The organism is bacterium, assembly GCA_026414725.1.
Taxonomy (GTDB): Bacteria; Ratteibacteria; UBA8468; order B48-G9; family JAFGKM01; genus JAAYXZ01.
This window is the reverse complement of the sequence record JAOAIL010000023.1, coordinates 1-18,641: the sequence shown is the minus strand read 5'-3', so window position 1 is coordinate 18,641 and position 18,641 is coordinate 1. Positions and strand designations below refer to the sequence as shown.

Below are 18,641 nucleotides of genomic sequence, written 5' to 3'. Positions count from 1 at the left end.
CATAATAAGGGGGGTCAGTAAAAACAGCATCAAAGTAATTATCAGGATAAGGAAGAGATGTAGCTGAAGATTGAGAAATTGAAACATCAGTTTGTATGAAAAAAAAACAATGTTTAATTATTTTTAAAAGCCATTCTAAAGATGATTTCCAATCCGCATTTCCACCAAATGAGTTTCCCTCTACATAATCCCAAGTCATGGCTAACGCTTGTCTACCCATTCCTGGATTGACTAATTCTCTAGTATTATGCCAATAACCAAAGGTTGTTTGATATATAGAAACTCTATCTACATTAAGAGATAAATAACTCACTATTACTTTTGCATATTCTTCGTCATATCCTCCTTCTATCATTTTTTTGTAGGCATTTCTTACTTTTTCTGTGAAAGTAATTAAGACAAGTTTCTGCCTTGAGTTAAAAAGGTCTCCCCATTTTGTTATACCATATCCTCTTCCAGCAACGGTAGTTGGGTCATTTATATTCATATCCTCATCGGGGACAGGGTCTACTCCCCATTCTTTCATAAGTTTTTCTCTCTTTTTTTTAAGATACTCTTCTGCTTTTCTAAATATATCAATGTCTTTTTCTGTGGCTAATCTATAAAATTTCCCCTGCCGATTGTTATTATGCAAGACAACTGCTATCATTTTCTGCCCTGATTTACTATCTTGAAAAAGTTTTCTGACTATCCTGTCATCAATGGTTGTTCCACAAACAGGACAATTAACAATTGCCCTTGAGACAGTCCCTTTTTCGGGATTAAAACCATCTGGCATTTTTTCATAGCCAGTGCCTACTATCTTAAACTGTACCTTCTTACCATCAATATAAGGATAGAGCGAGACATTTTTATTTGTTTTTCTTGCCAGCCAATATTGTCTCATAAGTGGTATTTCTGCATTACAGGAAGGATTTTGACAGGTTATTGTTCTTGCCCAGATATACCCAACAGGAATAGAGCCATCAGGGTCGTTTGGATAAAACTTTCCTATCTCTTTTTTTGCTTCATTTAAAACCCATTCTCCCCATTTTTTTACATCGGCAAGTAATGGATTATCTATGCTATCAAATATTTCATCTGTTTTTTTCTTTACTATTTTAGGTTTCCCATATTTTTGTGGATATTCAAGGGTGCATTTCAAAATCAATGTGGCAACAGGGTTATAATCACTGGCATATGTCTCACAACCTAACCGTAGGCATTCAAGAGGAATAGAACCACCACCTGCAAATGGGTCTAATACCTTAGGAGGAGTACCATTGTTCGCTTTCAATATATCTTCTCTTGCTTTTTCTATAATTGTGAAGTTAAGTGAGTTTTCCCATTTGGATAATTCAACAATAAAATTCTTTGTTTTATTCCATTCAATAGCATTTTGAGATGCTGGAATAAGTGCAGCATAAGAGGTGGCTCTGGAAGAAGCCAGCGGCCGCCTTGCCCACCATATATGTAAAGTAGAGATATGACCATGCCTTATATTTTTCTCTTTTGCAGATATTTCACTCACTTCTTTTACCGGGAAACTCATTTCTATAAATCTCTTATCTTCTCTACTTTTGTCCATTATGTCTTTTTCCCTTTACTTTTCCATTCATCGGGTTTGATTAAATATCTTACAATCTCTATTTTTTCTTCTGGAAAGCACATCTTTGCTGGGTTATTTATAATGTATAATTCAGGATTTTTTGAAGCATTTGCTATTATATATAGCCAGTATTCTTCTCTAAATCTTTTAGCATTGAACCATTCATTTGGTGTAAGTGCTATTGTTCCTTCTTCACTTCTTGCCTTTACTTCTATATATCTTGTTTCTCTTTCGCCTTTAGACCTTATATCAAATCCAAGGTTTTCTTTTGATACATCAACAGGAACTCTACCACATTTTTTTTCATATTCCATCGCTATCATCATTCCTACTCTTTCTATCTCTTCATCTGTTTCCATTCCCTTTTCTGTTTTACTTACCACACAAACACATCCTATAAGTTTTGGCATCGTAAATGATAGAGTGGTTTCGTACCTAATCTGATTTTTAAGTTCAGTCAACGCCCTTTTATAACTATTAAGCCGTTCTTTTTTGTTTAATATGGGAAGGTCAACTTTTTCCCCTTTTTCATGACGTTCATATAATTCTACGAGTTCGGCATCTGTTTTGTTTCTAAGATATTCAAGAGATCTAACACCATATTTTTCTTTTATCTCTGCCTGCTTCTTTCTTTGTTGAATAAGTTCTTCTTTATATCTATTCAAAACATCTATCATTACTTTTTTTGCATCATCCTCTCTTAAAGTTAAAACAAGCGGGGATGTACTGGTTGTGGGAACTAAATCCCAGATAACAGCAGGATTAATTTCTGTTATTTGTTTTCCATTATCAAGTATAGCCATAAGTTTTTTACCGGCGATTTCTCCTTTTCCATCTTTAACTTCTCCTTCAAAAAACCATAATGTTCCATTATATCTGCCTGACGGGTCGGTAAAAACAGCCCCTTTTTGTAAAGATATAGCAAAAGTTCTTTTTACCCATTCAAGGAGTGCTTCAAATAGTGGATGTCCAAAACAAACAAATTCACTATCTGAATTTTTAAAAGCAATCTCTTTGTCAAAAGTTATTTTACTATATGATTTAGCAAGTGGTCCGTATCTGTTCTTAAAATCAGTTTCTTTCCCTATGTTACGGATATCATATGGTATGGAATCTATTGAGATAAAGCCATCATGGGTTATTCTATAGTTGCCTCCTGCTTTTATAAATCCCTTCTTAAAGAATTCTTCAATATATTCGGGTATTAGTTTATATTCCTTTGCTTTTTCAGAAATTTCTTTAATCCTTGAATAGTCAATATATCTTGTGGCTAAACTTTCTCCGCATAATTCTTTTATTTTTGCTATATATTCTTCATCCACAGGAAGGTCTATCTCCTCTATTATTTCTTTTGAACTCCGTATGCCAGCGGCTGCCTCACAAATAAGTTGATATAAATTTTTGCCAAAGAGTTCCTCTCCTATAATATCAAATACCCTGTCGTTTCCCATAGCCCTTCTTATCTCTTCCAGTTTATCAAAGAGTTTCGCAAAAACCTCTCCTTCTCTTGTATCTTGAGCCACAAGGTTATAGATATATACATCATATTGCTGACCATATCGGTGAATTCTACCCATCCGTTGTTCTAATCTATTAGGGTTCCATGGAATATCATAATTAATCATAATATTACAGAACTGAAGGTTGATACCCTCACCTGCTGCTTCTGTTGCAACCATTATCTGTGTTTCATTCTTGAATATCTTTTCTGCCTCTACTCTTTCAATAAGAGGCATTCCGCCATGTATAAAATTTACCCTATATCCCCAAGAACGAATTTTCTGATATAAATACTCCATAGTGTCTCGTGATTCTGTAAATATAAGTATTTTTTCACTACTTCCTACCTCTCTTATTTTTTTGAAGCCCTCATCAATGGATTTTTTTAATTCTATAAGTTTCTTCTCGCATTCCTCTGATATAATCTGCTCTGCTTCTTTTATCAGATTGTCTATTATTCCTATCTCTCTTTTCAATTCTTCTTTAGTTTCAGCGAAAGAGATAGTTTCCCATTCATTTTCAATCTTCCATCTTTCAGATTCTTCAGCATCTTCATAGTCCTCAATTTTAATTGCTTTCGTATGTGGTAAAGGAGGTTCTATTTCAGAAAAATATTGAGACAATCTGTTTTTACGCCGTTTCAATGACTGTAATAACGCATATGTACTGGATGCCATTCTACGCTGTAGTATCAAAAGAGCAAACGCGATATTTCTTTTACCGTTTAGATTTATTGCCTTGTTATATTCTGTTACAACATATCTGGAAAGATTGTTATACAGGTTCTTTTCTTTGTCCGAAAGATTGAACTTTAATGTGAAAGTATGCCGTGGTTTAAATATGGGTTTACCATTAAAATCCTTCATATCCTCTTTTAGCCGTCTTATGAAAAGAGGATTATCTCTATTTTTTATAGATTCTTCAATCAATTCTGTTTTGGCAAAGAAACCAGGTGCAAGTAAGTCAAGAAATAATCTGTAATTTTCTGGGTCACCTTTATGAGGGGTTGCAGTAAGAAATAAGAGGTGTTCCGATATTTTGGAAAGAACTTCACCTAATTTATATCTTTCACTTTTACCTATTTTGTCTCCGTATTTATATGCAGTAAACTTATGCGCTTCATCTATTATAGTTAGGTCCCATTCGGAACTGGCAAGCGAGGGTAAAATATCTTCTTGTTTTGCAAAATCCATAGAGGTAATAACCTGGTCTTCTTTTGTCCAAGGATTTTCACTATATGTAGTATTCATTTTGTTTCTATCTATTACTTCAAATGATTCCTGGAACTTTTCTTTCATTTCTCTTATCCACTGGTCTTTAAGATGTCCAGGAACTATTATTAAAATCCTTTTGACTATACCACGTATTTTAAGTTCTTTAATTATAAGTCCAGCCATTATTGTTTTACCCGCTCCTGGGTCATCTGCTATAAGATACCTTATATGAGGTAATTGCAGGATATAACCATATACTGCTTCTATCTGAAAAGGTAATGGGTCTATCTTTGAGACATTCATTGCCAGTAGGGGGTCAAAAAGTGAAGCATTTTTATATCTCTGTCCTTCCAATGCTAAAAACATCTCTTCCGAATTAGCAGTAAAATCTCTTATAAATCTTTTTTGTTTAATATTTTCAACTTCAGTGGTAGGCAGCAATTGGTCTATATGTGTATTGGAATATAATGTGGCTCCAATAATACGAACGAATCCTCCTATCATCTCAACATTCTTTACTTCTACCGGCTCTGGCCAAAAATACCCTTCTATAATATCTCCGTCTTTTATTTCCATTCTGAATTCTATTATATAGTTTAACCTAAATGTTTTCAATAATTTTATTAAGGCATAAAAAATCTATATAATGACAAAGGAAGGTATTTAGAATATACATCCTATAAGAAACATCTGATTTATCCAGAAGAAAACACTTGTTTTGGAAATAATGATATTCTAAAATTTTAGTAAATATGTAGGTGCAAGTATTATAAAAAGGACGAGGATAGATAGTGCTTTTGCATCTACACTAAATGGAAGGGGAATATATACCGAAGAGGAGTTCAAAAAAATCCTTGATACCTGTAGAAAGTTTGGTATTCGCTGGTTTGCTGACTTTTTTTCATTTCTGCTTACAACCGGTTTCAGACGAGGTGAGGCACTGGGGATAAGAGTTAAGGATATAATTGTCAGCGACGAGGGAAAAGTTCTTATAAAAATTACCAGAGAAAAAAGCCATTTATTCCAGGAATATCCCGTGCCGTTTGAACTAACAAGACAAATAATACTCAGCCGATGTGCAGGGAAAAACCCAGAAGATTTTGTATTTACAGACGATGATGGTAACCCCCTGACAGGAGAAAAACTCAGATGTACATGGGATAAGATAAAAAAAGCAACAGGTATAAAGGGAGTACTTCATGGGACCCGGCATACATTCGCTACATGGATGAGACTAGCAGGCGTGGACCCGGATTTGATAAGGTTTCTTCTGGGGCAAAAGACACTGGATATGACATACCATTACATACATTTTAGGAATGAAGATTTTTTAAAACTTACAGAAAAAAGTGGCACACTTTTGGCACACTTTGATAAACTGGTGGATGAAAATGTCGGTAAATAATTTTTGTAAGTATTTGATTATTAATGACTTGCGAGGGGGGGGAGTTGAACCCCCATGGGAAACCCCACTGGATCCTAAGTCCAGCGCGTCTGCCAGTTCCGCCACCCTCGCGTAATATATATTTTATACTCTGTTAAGAGGAAGGGCAATTATAGACGAAATCTATACCCCTCATCAAGCATTATAAGAAAGTTTTCAGGAGGGACATAGTTTGCTATAGAGTTGCCTGAACCGAGGATATATCCTGAACCAGCACAATTCTCAAGTATATTTCTAACATATTTTCTTAATTCATCTTCCTTGAGAGTACATAGTTTTCCAACATCAACACCACCTATAATTCCTACTCTTTCACCATATTTTTGTTTGAATTGTATAACAGGCATAACCTCATCTTCAAATGAGTGTCTGGCATCTATTTTTACTTCTTCTATCAGATAGTCCATCAGTTGTTCTAAATTTCCACAGGAATGTATAACATAATGCTTATTGTTTTTATGACAGAGGTCTGATAATTTTTTATGCCAGGGAAGTGTATACTTTTTAAGAAATTCTGGTGAAACAAGTGTCTGTGTCTTAAAACCCATATCATCACTCTGAAAGATACCGATAATTTTATCAATATTCAGGAATCTTTTATTTGTTTCATAAATAATACTTCCAATTTTTTCAGCCATCTCTGAGACAAGTTTTTCATCTTCATACATCAGGTAACATAGGTTTTCAAATCCCAGAAGAAACATAAGGATTTCAAAAGGTCCCTGAGAAAGGCAGAGAAAAATTCCCATATCTGAAGGTAGAATCTCGCTTAGATATTCAAACACCCATGTATTCACTTTTTCTGGTTCAGGCCAGGGATAGTTATAAAAATCGTCCCAGTTTTTAATAATTCCTTCATGCTCATCAGCCCATCTTCTTTCACCCTGTGAAAGAGCAGCAGTATCTCTCACTGGTATCTCTTTTCTCGGGAAAATGATATTTGAATCAAATCTAAAAGAAGAATACAAACGGACTACATCAAAACCAAGCATTCTATAAAGTTCAACGATATTCTTCAAAGATTTCTTTTTTGTTTCATAGTCAACTGGCTCAATCCATTCTTTTCCGAGATAGTTTTCCCAGAGAAAACTTATTATGTCATTGTCTATATGTAATTCCATAGAATGTACCCTGCTTCCTTTTGTTTTTCTCAGTAAGATATTTTTAAATTCATTAACATCCGGTTCAGGAAATTTATATTTTTTCATTTTCAGATTCTCTCTTTAATACTTCTTCAAAAACGGATAGTGTTTTATCATCGTAAAGGACAAATCTGATTTTTTTTAATGATTTGAGATTAGTAATTTCATTAATGACTGTTTTTATTGCTATTTCTGCTGCTTCCTTTAGTGGATAGCCGAAGGCACCTGTAGATATGGCACAGAAAGCAATTGAAGAAAGTCCTTTCTCTTCTGCAACTTTCAGGCAGTTTCTATAACATAAAGCAAGTTTTTCAGCAGGATTTTTTTCTCTGTAATATACAGGTCCGAGTGTATGGATAACATAAAGGTTGGAAAGTTTATATCCTTTTGTAATAACTGCTTCGCCTGTCTGGATAGGTGCTAATTTTTTACACTCTTCATATAATTCTGGTCCTGCTTTTCTATGAATTGCTCCTGCAACACCACCCCCTGGAGCAAGTTGGGCATTGGCAGCATTAACAACTGCATCAAAACTATCCTGTGCGGTTATATCCCCTACCCTGCACTCTATTATTACATTGGTTTTTTCTACATCCATAAAGTTTATTTTATATCATTCTATGGGAATCTACAATTAACAGTGGAGGATTTTTATGCAACTTCTATCAGGAAATAATCTTTATCCAGACCTGACGGGTACGTGGACCATCAAACTCACAGAGGAAGATGCCCTGCCAGGTACCGAGTTGTAATGAGCCATCTTCCACTACTATAGAAAGGGAATGTCCTAATATACTTGACTTTATATGGGCATCTGAATTCCCTTCGGAATGGCTATATTTTCCACTTTCAGGAATAAGTTGTTCAAGTTTTGACAGTATATCTGCTTTCACAGATGGGTCTGCATTTTCATTTATTGTAAGTCCACAGGTAGTATGAGGAACAAATATATGGCAGATACCACTTTTTACACTGGATTTTCTTACAGTATCTTCAATCAGATGTGTTATCTCAATAAATTCCTGACGTCTGGTGGTTTTGACTGTTATCCTTTCCATAGGTATATTTTATCATATTTTGCTCCTCAGGGGAGAGAAGAGACAATTCCTACCCATATGAGGGGGAGGATATAGGTGGGGGTGGAGGGTATAGGAAGAGGTTTCACCCTCCCCTTAATCCCCTCCCCTCTGAGGGAGGGGGGAATTAACAAGTCCCTCAAGGGAGAGGGAAAAACTTGCTGTTCTTCTACAGTAAGATTAATCTCCTCTTATACCTGTTTTTGCCCTTTAAGAATATCCCGAATTTCTGCAAGTAGTATTTCTTCCTTTGAAGGGGGTGGCGGTGGAGGAGGTGTTTCCTGTGCCCTTCTGAGTTTGTTTACTCCTTTTACCAGAAGAAATATAGCAAAGGCAACGATGATAAAATCAACCATTGCTTGTATAAACCTCCCGTAGTGTAAAAGAACTGCTGGTTTATCATAAGTTGCCTGTCTTAAAGTAATAGCAAGATTGGTAAAGTCAACTCCTGCAAGTAATGCACCAAGAGGAGGCATAATAACATCACTTACGAGGGATGATACTACTTTGCCAAACGCTGCACCTATGATGATACCTACAGCCATATCTATCATATTCCCTTTTACGGCAAATTCCCTAAACTCTCTTATGATTCCTTTCATAAAATCCTCCTTATGAATTTCCCCGCTTTTTGCCTATCTATTTTACTCACTCTGTCCCTATTCCCTGAAGGGCGAGGGAAATAAAGGATATCCTCTCATCTTAAGGGGGATGTGAAGAAAGAAACTTTATCCCCCTCCTTATAATAGTGATCAACAAAAATACTATACTTATACCTTATTCAATAATTGTATTCAGTGGTTTCTCTTCAACCTTATAAGAGAAAGATGTTTTTCCATCATATATGATATTAAAGGTATATTGTGTATCCGGTTTAAACTCATATTTCATACCAGATTCTTTATATTCCTTTACTTTCTCTTTTTTAGACCCAATAATTATGTTTAAAACACCTGTAGGTTCTTTATAATGGGTTGCTATGAACTGGACATCATAAGGTCCTTTTTCAAGTGTGAATGATTCCTCTGATGTTTTCTTTGAACTGAGTGTTCTTGTATTCCATGCTGTCTCTCCTGATTTTTTGTACTGGAATGAAACTTCTACTAAATCACTCTCCCCCCACAATTTAATTGAGGTGTCCTGTTGTGATGAATCAGAAAGGGCAGGATTGGTTAGTTTAAGAACTATTTTTGCAGGGAGTGCCTGCCTTTTCTTTTCTAATTCTACTGCTTTTTCCTTTGCCTGTCGTTCCTGTTCTGCTCTTTCACTATACACCCGTGGTAACCATCTCTTACCTGCTTCTTTTATTTCAGCAAAGGAGTGTTTCAAAACAGATGTTTTTCCTTTTTGAACCATTACACGAGCAGAATCAGCATAGTCACCACTGACAAGAATTATTGTATGAATTCCTATAGGAATGTCTTTAATTGTAACAGGAGGAACTTCTGTAACTTTAATTCCATCAAGATATATAGTTGTATTTTCAAGGTCTGTAATGACTGTAAGATTACCTGTCCATTTTATTCCTTTGGGTTCACTTACAGCTACCTCTTTTTTCTGAGTTTCTTTAGTCATGTTTATCTGTACTATAGTAACTTCATTCTCCACAATCTTTACTTCCTGTGAGTTTGTTGCATAGCCCATAAGATTTGCTTTAAGAATATAAACACCTGGTTTAAGTGTGGTAAGGAGAGGTGTCTTCCCTATATTTTTACCTTCTATTTCTATACTAACACCATCAGGAATACTCGTTACCCTTAAAAACCCTTCCTGAGCGAATAATATTCCACAACTCAGGATTAAAAATCCAAGTATCATTAGAAATCTCCGCATATCTTCTTCCTTTGTCAGAGAGAGATTTTAATCTCCCTGCTTTCCCATTTTATATTATCTATCAGATAAGTCAAATAAGTCAAACAGTGTTTATAAAGATTTTCTGGACATTTGATTTATTTATGATATAATAATTTTATTCTGACAGCGAGATATCATTTCTGATACCCCGCCTCTGTCTGAAAAACCCTGTGCCTTTATACAGGAAAGGAGGAACTATAGAAAAATGTTTGTCAGTAGGTAGTTAAATAGAAAACAATATACTTCCTTAAAAGGAAGTAAAAAAGAGAGGACTTTGAGAAATGGAACAGAAACATAAGTTGTATGTGGGAAATCTGAATTATGATACAACAGAAGATGAACTTAAAAACTTCTTTTCTGAAAAGGGAATAGAAACGACGAGTGTTGTGCTTATTACAGATAAGTATACAGGTAGACCGAAAGGTTTTGGTTTTGTGGAAGTACAGTCAGAAGCAGTTCTGCAACAGGCAGTTGAAGCACTGAACGGACAGGAACTAAATGGCAGGAAACTTACTGTAAATAAAGCCAATCCACCGAGAGAAAGGACAGGACATTCTGGATTCAGAGAAAGAAGTGGTTTTGGTGGTAGGAAAGGTGGATTCAGCAGAGATAGAAGAGCAAGATATTAATTGCTCAGATTTCCTTCATTTACATTTCCCTCCACGAATGGAGTGAGAAGAATTTGAGATGTAGATAATCTCTGGAGGATTGTTATTTATAAATTCTTATGAGGAAATTTGTAGATAACCAAACCTGATGGAACTTTGGGATAGAAATATGTGGTTTTCTGAGGCATAAGTTCACCATTAAAACAGATATCAAGGAAATGCTGTTTTTTTACTGCATTAAGGAAGAAAATCACACCGTTTTCTCTTTTCTTATACTCTTCCAACAGATATTCAGGTAACTGGTGGTATATAACTTCATCCGGTTGACTTTCAAAAATATGTGGCAAAATAAACTGATGGAGTATTACTGTATCAAGTTTTATATACCTGTCAGAGAGTTTTCCAGATAGATATTTCTTTACCTCATTTATATCTTTCAGGGTTATTATGTAAAATCTGCCGGATTCATATATCCCAAAGGTATTGTCTTTTCTCAATGCCATTGAATCAGTCATTGTTTTTAAATCAGATACCTCTTTAATATGAAAGTATCGCTGGAATACATCAAAACGGTTATTGAATGAGATACCAGAAGAGAAATATCTGTGTGTGGGGAGTATTAAAACATCTGGTGAGTTTATATTTACCAGAAATACAAGAACAAAACTGTTCTCTTCAGAAGGGTTTTCTTTATAATATTTAAGTGCCGCATTATATCTGTGATGTCCATCTGCGATAATAAGTTTACCTGGTGTTATAATATTTTTAATGTGATTTATCTCATTTTTGATAATTCCAAACTCAAATTCTTCTCTATCTGATATATAACCTTTTGAGATAATTGTTGACCTGTCTATTATGTGTTCTATAGCAGAATCTCTGTCCTGATATAACATAAAGACAGGTGAAAAATTTGTTCTGCATATTTTTATAAGTTGATAGCGATTTATAGAATGTTTTTCAAATATTTTCTCATGCGGGATGACATTGCCTGTTGTAAAGTCCTCCAGATGGAGAAGAGTAAAGATTCCTTTTCTCGTGTATTCTTTTCCATCCCATTTGAACCTATGCTTCATAAAATATAAGCACTCATCTATGTCTTCTTTTAAAATACTTTCTTCTCTCCATCTATCAAAAATTTTTTTCACATTATCAGGATTATAATTTTTAGATATGAGATTTATGATATTGAAAGGAGAGGATTTTAAAAGATGTTCTTCCATCTGATTGTCAATAATATCCCATGGAGGAGCAATAACCCTGCTTATATCTTTTACCTTTTCAATATTATATCTATAGCCACGGAAAGGTTTTATCTCTACCATAAGTTCCCTTTATGTTATTGGACAGATTTATTAAAAGAGATATATACCATTACTTTTGAGTTTTTTCTTCTATCTGTATACCACTGATTGAAATAGTCCTCTCTTTTACGCCACAATAAGTTTCTCTTGATAAGCTCCCTATCTTTATCCTTTAATTGATTATCTTTTATATATTTTTCTACTTCCGCATCTGTTATGGAGATATTGGCTTCAGAAACAACCATCTCTTTTAGTTTTTCTATTATAATTTTCTTTTTTATCTCTTCTTCTATTTTCCTTAATTCTTCAGGGCTATAAGAAGAGATAACCGTTCTGAATTTTTGTTCATCAAATCGTCCTTTTTCATCAAGGAATACAGGGTCGGATTTTACTACCTCTACTATTTCATTGTTAAATACTTTTATCCTCCTTTTTCTTGCTTCCTGAAGAAGTAATCTTTCTCTTATCATACTTTCCAGTACCCCCTGTTCAATATTTAGTCCTTTTAGAAGTTCGGATGCCTTATCTCCAAATATCTTTCTGTATTGTTCGTCTATTCTACCAAGTTCTTTATAATAGTCCCTTAGAGTGATATACTCTCTGTTAACTCTGGCAGCATAGTACTGTCCTTTATCTCCTCCTATTCCAACCCCCCACCATATAAAACCAGGAATTATTAATATAGCAATAACCCAGAGAATAATCTTCATATTCCGCTTTTTTCTAAAAAATTTCATAACCATTTTATTTGTTCCCCCTTATTATTATTACAAATTCACCTTTTACTTCTTTTTCTTTATAATACTCCCATATTTCTGAAATAGTCCCTATTCTTATTTCCTCAAATTTTTTTGTAAGTTCTCTGCATAGAGTCATTTCTCTATCAGAGGGGAATATCTCTTTAATAAATTCCAATGTTTCTTTAATACGGTGTACTGACTCATAAAAAATAACTGTTTCTTCTCTTTCATTTAATTCTTCTATTACCTTTCTTTTTTTTCCTTTCTTCTTCGGTAAAAAACCATAAAAAACAATCCTGTCTGTTGGTAATCCACATACAGACATAGCAGCGGTAAGAGCTGATGGTCCTGGTACAGGACTTACCGGAATATTATTCCTGTGAGCTTCTCTTACCAATAAATATGCTGGGTCTGAAACACCGGGAGTTCCTCTGTCACAGATAAGAGCTACATCTCTACCTTCTTTAAGAAACTCAACGGCTTTTTTCAACCGGTATCTTTCATTGTCTTTATAATAACTTAAAAGGGGTTTCTTTATATCAAAACGATTTAGAATTTTTATTGCTTCTCTCGTATCCTCACAGAGGATAATATCTACATTTTTCAGGACATTTACTGCCCTGAATGTAATATCTTCTAAATTTCCTATGGGTGTTGCAATAATATATAGCATTAAATTAAAAGTATAAAAGTTTCGCTCTTATCCTGCCATTCTTCTGTAAAGAGAAAGTTTCTAAAAATTTATTGACTTTATGAATAATAAATTATAAACTAAACAGGAATTTTTTTCAAAGGGAGAGTGTACTATGGATTATGAAAAAATTCTTCCTGGAATAATTAAAAAAACAGAAAGTAAAATATTACTTTTAGTTATGGATGGGATTGGTGGACTACCACATCCTGAAACAGGTAAAACAGAGCTTGAAACAGCACATACTCCTTTCCTGGATGGAATGGCATCAAAGAGTTCCTGTGGACTTACTATACCTGTTCTTAATGGAATTACACCTGGCAGTGGTCCAGGACATATTGCACTCTTTGGATATGACCCTATAGAAGTACAGATAGGTAGAGGTGTACTTGAATGTTTAGGAATAGGTGCACCAGTAGAAAAAGAGGATATAGCCATCAGAGGGAATTTTGCTACAGTAAGCCCTGAAAGGATAGTGCTTGACAGGAGGTCTGGTAGAATTTCAACTGAAGAAAATCAAAAGATGGTTGCTCTTATATCAGAGAAAATAAAAGAAATAAAAGGTGTAAAAGTTTCTATATGTACAGTGAAAGAGCATAGATGTGCAATTGTGCTTAAAGGAAGTGGACTTTCTCCTTCAGTTTCAGAAAATGACCCCCAAAAAGAAGGACAACCATTGAGACCTATAAAGGCGCTTGACAGAGCATCAGAGAAAACAGCAGAAGTTTTAAGGGAACTTGAAAAACAGGTGATGGAAGTTTTAAAGAATGTAGATACAAAAGCCAAAGGATTGTTGTTCAGAGGAATATCACAACTTCCCAATATAAAAGGGTTCAGTGAAAAATATAAATTAAATGCTGTTTGTATTGCAACATATCCGATGTATAAGGGTGTATCAAAAGTCGTGGGAATGGATATAATAACCGGTTGTGAGACAATTGAAAGTGAAATAAATGCTCTGCAGGAAATCTACAACAAGTATGATTTCTTTTTCGTTCATATAAAGAAGACAGATAGTTACGGAGAAGATGGGAACTTTGAAAATAAGGTAAAAATTATTGAAGAAGTGGACCAGCATCTCAGTAAGATAAAAGATATGAAGTTTGGGGCTATAGCAATAACAGGTGACCACTCAACACCTGCATTACTGAAATCTCACTCATGGCATCCATTACCAGTTATGATAAACTCACCATATGCTATACCAGATGAGGCACAGAGATTTACAGAACGAGAATGTGCAAAAGGGATATTGGGCAGGATTTATTCAAAAGAGATTATGTATCTATTACTTGCATATGCACTGAAACTTGACAAATTTGGGGCATAAAAAATGTTTAAAGGCGGCATCAAACTTATTGATTTTAAAGAGATAAGTAAAGAGAGAACAATAAAGGATTTTCCCGCACCCGAAAGGGCTGTTATACCGCTTTCTCAGCATACAGGTATACCTTCAAAACCAGTAGTAAAAAAAGGTGATGTAGTTCTTAAAGGGCAACTTATAGGTGAGAATGCTGGTTTTATCAGTAGTGCTGTTCATTCAAGTATCTCTGGGGTTGTAACAGGGATAGAAAATTGTCCATTACCGGGTGGCAGAATAAGTCCTGCCATAGTAATAGAAAACGATGGTAAAGATATACCCGTTGAGTTAACAAATAGAAACTGGCAGGAACTTAAGGTAGAAGAAATAATATCTATAGTAAGAAATTCAGGTATTGTAGGGATGGGAGGTGCTGCTTTCCCTTCTTCTGTAAAACTTACTATACCTCCGGGTAAAAAAGCAGATTGTGTAATTCTCAATGGTTGTGAATGTGAACCATTTCTAACGGCTGACTACCGGGTAATGAAAGAAGAGGCAGAGAGGGTAATAGAAGGGCTACTTATTATATGCAAAACACTCGGAGTAGATAGGGGATATGTAGGAATAGAGAGTAATAAGAAAGACCTTATAAAATTATTAAAAAATACCTTAAATAAATTCAGTACAGATATATCTATTGAAATAAAGGTCTTGCCAGAAAAATATCCACAGGGAAGTGAAAAACATCTTATAAAGTCCATATTGAATAAAGAAGTTCCTTCTGGCGGACTTCCCATAGATGTTGGCTGTGTGGTTTTTAATGTCCAGACAGCAGCTGCAATAAGAGATGCGGTTTGTGAAAGCAAACCACTTATTGAGAGAGTTTTAACAGTGACAGGACGGATAAAAAACCCTGAAAATTTAAGAGTAAGAATTGGTACACCTGTATCAAAAATTCTTGAGTACTGTGGTGTTGAAGTAAAAGATGGGTTAAAGGTAATTCTCGGGGGTCCTATGATGGGTATACAGATATATACAGCCGATATTCCTGTAATAAAAGGAACTTCCGGTATACTCATTCTCTCTGAAGAGTTACTTCCTGAAGAGATTCAACCCTGTATAAGATGTGGTAAGTGTGTTGAGGTGTGTCCAATGCGACTTGTGCCTGCAGAACTGGGTAAATATGCAGAAAATCAGAGATGGGAAAGGTGTGTGGATTTCAATGTTGTTGACTGTATTGAATGTGGTTGCTGTAGTTATATATGTCCTGCAAAAAGGCCGATGGTGGACCTTTTTAAATGGGCAAAAGCAGAGATAAGAAAGGCAGGAACAAAATGACAGAATTGAAAAGTTCACCACATATACATAGTAGCGAAACAACAAAAAAGATTATGTGGAGTGTAGTTATATCTCTATTGCCTGCGGCTCTAGGGAGTATTTATTTTTTTGGTCCTTCTGCACTTATGGTAATACTTACCTGTATTATCTCCTGTTATATTGGAGAAGTTTTTAGTTATCTTGTTTTCTATAGAAAGATTAAAACATTTGATGGAAGTTCTGTCGTTACAGGAATTTTACTTGCTTTTGTTCTGCCACCCTCTATTCCTCTATGGATGGCAGGAATAGGTGGTTTTCTCGCGATATTTCTTGTAAAAGAACTCTTCGGAGGAATTGGATTTAATATATTCAATCCTGCACTGGCTGCAAGGGCAATCCTTACTGTATCTTTTCCTTTGGAGATGACACAGTTTGTAGTACCTTTATCATACAGGGTTGATGCAATAACTACTGCGACACCATTAGGGATTTTAAAAGAAGGGATAGGAGGACAACTACCTTCACTCTGGGATATGTTTATAGGTAACAGGGCTGGATGCCTCGGTGAAACAAGTATACTTTTGCTTCTTATAGGAGCAATCTTTCTTCTTTCAAGAAGAATTATAACCTGGCATATACCTGTTTCTTATATACTTACTGTGGCAGTTATTACAGGAATTTCAGGACAGAATCCGGTTTTCCATATACTTGCAGGAGGGCTAATACTCGGTGCATTCTTTATGGCTACTGATTATGTAACCTCTCCCATAACACCAAAAGGGAAGATCATCTTTGGAATTGGTTGTGGTATAATTACCTCATTGATACGGCTTAAAGGAAGTTATCCTGAAGGGGTTGCATACTCCATAATATTTATGAATATGTTTGTCCCCCTGATAGATAAATACACACTGCCTAAAAAATTTGGAGCAGTGAAAAAATAAAATGTAGTTCTCTTACTATTAAGGGGAAAAGTGAAAGAAGGGTGATAACTTAAGAAAATGTCTCACCCTCACTCTGCACCCTCTCCCCTCAAGGGAGAGGGAAGGATAGGAATTATACGATGAAAAAGAAAGATGTTATAACAGGACTGGTTGTAACTTTAATAATAACTACACTGTCGGGTTATCTGCTTGCACAGGTATATAAGATAACCAAGCCCAAAATTGACGAACAGAAAAAAATGGAAGAACAAAAACTATACAGAGAGATATTTCCTGAAGGTGTGGAATTTGTAGAAGAAAAAGAATATATCTCTGTTTATGATGGAGAGAAAAAAACTCTTGGCAGGATATACCATATTGTTCAGGCGGGCTATGGTGGTCCTATTGTAATTAAAGTTGGATTTGACACAGAGGGTAAGATTAAAGGAGTAAGAATACTTGAACAATCAGAGACACCAGGACTTGGAACTAAAATAACAGAAAAATCTTTTCTTGACCAGTTTACAGGAAAGTCAGGGAATGAACTATATCTTAAGAAATATAATAAGGAAGGCAGGATAGATGCTATAACAGGTGCGACAATATCATCAAAAGCGGTATCTGATGGCATACTGAAAATACAGGAAAAGATAAGGGCAGAGAGTGGTGTGAAATAAGTTTTTCTATAACACTCTCACCCAGTACCCTCTCCCCTCAAGGGAGAGTGAGATAGAGTAAAGAGAATAAAGGTATAAAAATGAAACTGATAGAACCCAAAAACTTGTTCGCGGGAATCTGGAAAGAAAATCCTATATTTTTCCTTATGCTTGGATTATGTCCACTACTTGCGGTTTCATCATCCTTGAAAGATGCACTCGGTATGGGAATTGCTTTTATCTTTGTCCTTACAGGAGCAAATATTACTGTTTCACTTATAAGAAGGTTTGTTCCATCACATATCAGAATACCTGTGTTCATCGTCGTTATTGCAACATTTGTTACCATTGCTGACTACTCACTTGCTGCATATCTTCCAAAACTCCATAGAAACCTCGGTGTATATCTGCCACTTATGGTAGTAAACTGTATCATACTCGGGAGAGCAGAAGCATTTGCTTCAAAAAACAATATCTTTAACTCTGCACTTGACGGGCTTGGTATGGGGCTGGGTTTTACACTTGCGATTGTTATCATAGCAACATTAAGGGAACTACCAGGACAGGGGACCCTTTTGGGAATAAAGATATTTGGAGAAAACTATAAGCCATTTCTTATAATGATTATGCCACCAGGTGCGTTTTTTGTCATCGGGTTTCTTATTGCTTTTAGAAAAAGTATAGGGAGAAGAAAAAGATGTTAAACGAAATGAATTTAGGGCTTATATTTCTTTCTGCATTTATTATAAACAACATCCTTTTGATAAGATTTTTAGGACTATGTTCATTTATAGGGATATCAACCAATCTTAAGTCATCCGCAGGTATGGGTATAGCAGTGGTTTTTGTGACTATAATGGCATGCAGTATCAGCTGGGCGGTCTATCAATATCTTTTAATCCCATTCCATTTAGAGTATCTGAGAACCACTGCATTTATACTTACTATTGCCTCTTTTGTCCAGTTTGAAGAGATTATTATAAGGAAAAAGGTTCCTGCACTTTATAAAGCATTCGGTATATATCTACCACTTATTACAACAAACTGTGCCATACTTGCTGCTGCATTTTTAGGTATTGATTATAAATTCAACTTCATACAGAATGTTGTATTTTCATTCGGTATTTCTATGGGCTACTGTGTTGTCATAATCCTTCTTGCATCCATAAGAGAGTCATTGGACACAGCACCTATCCCACCTGCTTTCAGAGGGGTTCCCATTGCATTCATCCTTACAGGACTTATGAGTTTGGCATTCCTCGGCTTCAAAGGTCTATTTAAGTT

At 35.2% G+C, this 18,641-nt stretch carries 18 protein-coding genes and 1 tRNA gene; 8 read left to right on the top strand and 11 right to left on the bottom strand.

Going from position 1 to position 18,641, the window contains the following annotated elements:
• Together N3D17_06875 and N3D17_06870 are read right to left on the bottom strand one after the other, a co-directional pair.
• Nucleotides 1-1,567: DUF1156 domain-containing protein (locus tag N3D17_06875; protein MCX8083095.1), on the bottom strand; the 1,567-nt coding region annotated here is incomplete at its 3' end.
• On the bottom strand, nucleotides 1,567-4,878 hold the full coding sequence (locus tag N3D17_06870) for a helicase-related protein (GenBank protein ID MCX8083094.1): 3,312 nt from the start codon (nucleotides 4,876-4,878) through the stop codon (nucleotides 1,567-1,569). The genes N3D17_06870 and N3D17_06875, both read right to left, overlap by 1 nt.
• Nucleotides 4,879-5,125: 247 nt before the next feature.
• On the opposite strand from N3D17_06870, the gene N3D17_06865 reads away from it, so the two are divergent.
• Nucleotides 5,126-5,707, top strand: a complete 582-nt coding sequence (locus N3D17_06865; GenBank protein MCX8083093.1) for a site-specific integrase — start codon at nucleotides 5,126-5,128, stop codon at nucleotides 5,705-5,707.
• Nucleotides 5,708-5,736: 29 nt separating this feature from the next.
• Here the strand turns inward: N3D17_06865 and N3D17_06860 are convergent.
• The 6 genes from N3D17_06860 to N3D17_06835 form a co-directional block, all read right to left on the bottom strand.
• Nucleotides 5,737-5,818: transfer RNA gene (locus N3D17_06860), tRNA-Leu, on the bottom strand.
• 38 nt (nucleotides 5,819-5,856) lie between these two features.
• Nucleotides 5,857-6,954: a hypothetical protein gene (locus N3D17_06855; protein MCX8083092.1), complete on the bottom strand. Its 1,098-nt coding sequence runs from the start codon at nucleotides 6,952-6,954 to the stop codon at nucleotides 5,857-5,859.
• Entirely contained in the window at nucleotides 6,941-7,486 is a 546-nt protein-coding gene (locus tag N3D17_06850) for a macro domain-containing protein (protein ID MCX8083091.1), read from the bottom strand. The genes N3D17_06855 and N3D17_06850 overlap by 14 nt, the downstream gene beginning before the upstream one ends.
• A 67-nt stretch (nucleotides 7,487-7,553) precedes the next feature.
• Nucleotides 7,554-7,946, bottom strand: a complete 393-nt coding sequence (locus N3D17_06845; protein MCX8083090.1) for a secondary thiamine-phosphate synthase enzyme YjbQ — start codon at nucleotides 7,944-7,946, stop codon at nucleotides 7,554-7,556.
• Between the two features lie 209 nt (nucleotides 7,947-8,155).
• On the bottom strand, nucleotides 8,156-8,566 hold the full coding sequence (gene mscL, locus N3D17_06840) for a large-conductance mechanosensitive channel protein MscL (protein MCX8083089.1): 411 nt from the start codon (nucleotides 8,564-8,566) through the stop codon (nucleotides 8,156-8,158).
• 175 nt (nucleotides 8,567-8,741) lie between these two features.
• Nucleotides 8,742-9,797, bottom strand: a complete 1,056-nt coding sequence (locus tag N3D17_06835) for a PEGA domain-containing protein (protein ID MCX8083088.1) — start codon at nucleotides 9,795-9,797, stop codon at nucleotides 8,742-8,744.
• Between the two features lie 302 nt (nucleotides 9,798-10,099).
• On the opposite strand from N3D17_06835, the gene N3D17_06830 reads away from it, so the two are divergent.
• Nucleotides 10,100-10,447: an RNA-binding protein gene (locus N3D17_06830; GenBank protein ID MCX8083087.1), complete on the top strand. Its 348-nt coding sequence runs from the start codon at nucleotides 10,100-10,102 to the stop codon at nucleotides 10,445-10,447.
• An 86-nt stretch (nucleotides 10,448-10,533) separates the two neighbouring features.
• Here the strand turns inward: N3D17_06830 and N3D17_06825 are convergent, their stop codons facing one another.
• The 3 genes from N3D17_06825 to rsmI are packed head-to-tail and all read right to left on the bottom strand — an operon-like array spanning nucleotide 10,534 to nucleotide 13,143.
• Nucleotides 10,534-11,751: a DUF1015 domain-containing protein gene (locus N3D17_06825; GenBank protein MCX8083086.1), complete on the bottom strand. Its 1,218-nt coding sequence runs from the start codon at nucleotides 11,749-11,751 to the stop codon at nucleotides 10,534-10,536.
• 14 nt (nucleotides 11,752-11,765) lie between these two features.
• Nucleotides 11,766-12,473, bottom strand: coding sequence for a SurA N-terminal domain-containing protein (locus N3D17_06820; GenBank protein MCX8083085.1), 708 nt, complete (start codon nucleotides 12,471-12,473; stop codon nucleotides 11,766-11,768).
• A gap of 1 nt (nucleotide 12,474) precedes the next feature.
• Nucleotides 12,475-13,143, bottom strand: a complete 669-nt coding sequence (gene rsmI / locus N3D17_06815) for a 16S rRNA (cytidine(1402)-2'-O)-methyltransferase (protein MCX8083084.1) — start codon at nucleotides 13,141-13,143, stop codon at nucleotides 12,475-12,477.
• Between the two features lie 133 nt (nucleotides 13,144-13,276).
• On the opposite strand from rsmI, the gene N3D17_06810 reads away from it, so the two are divergent.
• The 6 genes from N3D17_06810 to N3D17_06785 form a co-directional block, all read left to right on the top strand.
• Nucleotides 13,277-14,491, top strand: coding sequence for a 2,3-bisphosphoglycerate-independent phosphoglycerate mutase (locus N3D17_06810; GenBank protein MCX8083083.1), 1,215 nt, complete (start codon nucleotides 13,277-13,279; stop codon nucleotides 14,489-14,491).
• 3 nt (nucleotides 14,492-14,494) lie between these two features.
• Nucleotides 14,495-15,799 (top strand): electron transport complex subunit RsxC, encoded by a 1,305-nt coding sequence (gene rsxC / locus N3D17_06805; GenBank protein MCX8083082.1) that lies wholly within the window; start codon nucleotides 14,495-14,497, stop codon nucleotides 15,797-15,799.
• A complete protein-coding gene (locus N3D17_06800; GenBank protein MCX8083081.1) occupies nucleotides 15,796-16,722 on the top strand; it encodes an RnfABCDGE type electron transport complex subunit D in 927 nt (308 codons plus the stop codon). Before rsxC ends, N3D17_06800 begins: the two co-directional genes overlap by 4 nt.
• A gap of 119 nt (nucleotides 16,723-16,841) precedes the next feature.
• The gene (locus N3D17_06795) at nucleotides 16,842-17,378 is read left to right on the top strand and encodes an RnfABCDGE type electron transport complex subunit G (GenBank protein MCX8083080.1); all 537 of its coding nucleotides are present in this window, start codon (nucleotides 16,842-16,844) and stop codon (nucleotides 17,376-17,378) included.
• An 80-nt stretch (nucleotides 17,379-17,458) separates the two neighbouring features.
• Nucleotides 17,459-18,061: an electron transport complex subunit E gene (locus tag N3D17_06790; protein ID MCX8083079.1), complete on the top strand. Its 603-nt coding sequence runs from the start codon at nucleotides 17,459-17,461 to the stop codon at nucleotides 18,059-18,061.
• Between the two features lie 5 nt (nucleotides 18,062-18,066).
• On the top strand, nucleotides 18,067-18,641 hold a 575-nt coding region (locus N3D17_06785), incomplete at its 3' end, for an RnfABCDGE type electron transport complex subunit A (protein ID MCX8083078.1).

Coding starts and splice junctions, on each gene's coding strand:
- N3D17_06850 (MCX8083091.1), bottom strand. CDS start 7,486: ATGGATGTAGAAAAAACCAATGTAATAATAGAGTGCAGGGTAGGGGAT.
- N3D17_06845 (MCX8083090.1), bottom strand. CDS start 7,946: ATGGAAAGGATAACAGTCAAAACCACCAGACGTCAGGAATTTATTGAG.
- N3D17_06835 (MCX8083088.1), bottom strand. CDS start 9,797: ATGCGGAGATTTCTAATGATACTTGGATTTTTAATCCTGAGTTGTGGA.
- rsmI (MCX8083084.1), bottom strand. CDS start 13,143: ATGCTATATATTATTGCAACACCCATAGGAAATTTAGAAGATATTACA.
- mscL (MCX8083089.1), bottom strand. CDS start 8,566: ATGAAAGGAATCATAAGAGAGTTTAGGGAATTTGCCGTAAAAGGGAAT.
- N3D17_06820 (MCX8083085.1), bottom strand. CDS start 12,473: ATGGTTATGAAATTTTTTAGAAAAAAGCGGAATATGAAGATTATTCTC.
- N3D17_06855 (MCX8083092.1), bottom strand. CDS start 6,954: ATGAAAAAATATAAATTTCCTGAACCGGATGTTAATGAATTTAAAAAT.
- N3D17_06830 (MCX8083087.1), top strand. CDS start 10,100: ATGGAACAGAAACATAAGTTGTATGTGGGAAATCTGAATTATGATACA.
- N3D17_06870 (MCX8083094.1), bottom strand. CDS start 4,878: ATGGAAATAAAAGACGGAGATATTATAGAAGGGTATTTTTGGCCAGAG.
- N3D17_06795 (MCX8083080.1), top strand. CDS start 16,842: ATGAAAAAGAAAGATGTTATAACAGGACTGGTTGTAACTTTAATAATA.
- N3D17_06810 (MCX8083083.1), top strand. CDS start 13,277: ATGGATTATGAAAAAATTCTTCCTGGAATAATTAAAAAAACAGAAAGT.
- N3D17_06825 (MCX8083086.1), bottom strand. CDS start 11,751: ATGGTAGAGATAAAACCTTTCCGTGGCTATAGATATAATATTGAAAAG.
- N3D17_06800 (MCX8083081.1), top strand. CDS start 15,796: ATGACAGAATTGAAAAGTTCACCACATATACATAGTAGCGAAACAACA.
- N3D17_06790 (MCX8083079.1), top strand. CDS start 17,459: ATGAAACTGATAGAACCCAAAAACTTGTTCGCGGGAATCTGGAAAGAA.
- rsxC (MCX8083082.1), top strand. CDS start 14,495: ATGTTTAAAGGCGGCATCAAACTTATTGATTTTAAAGAGATAAGTAAA.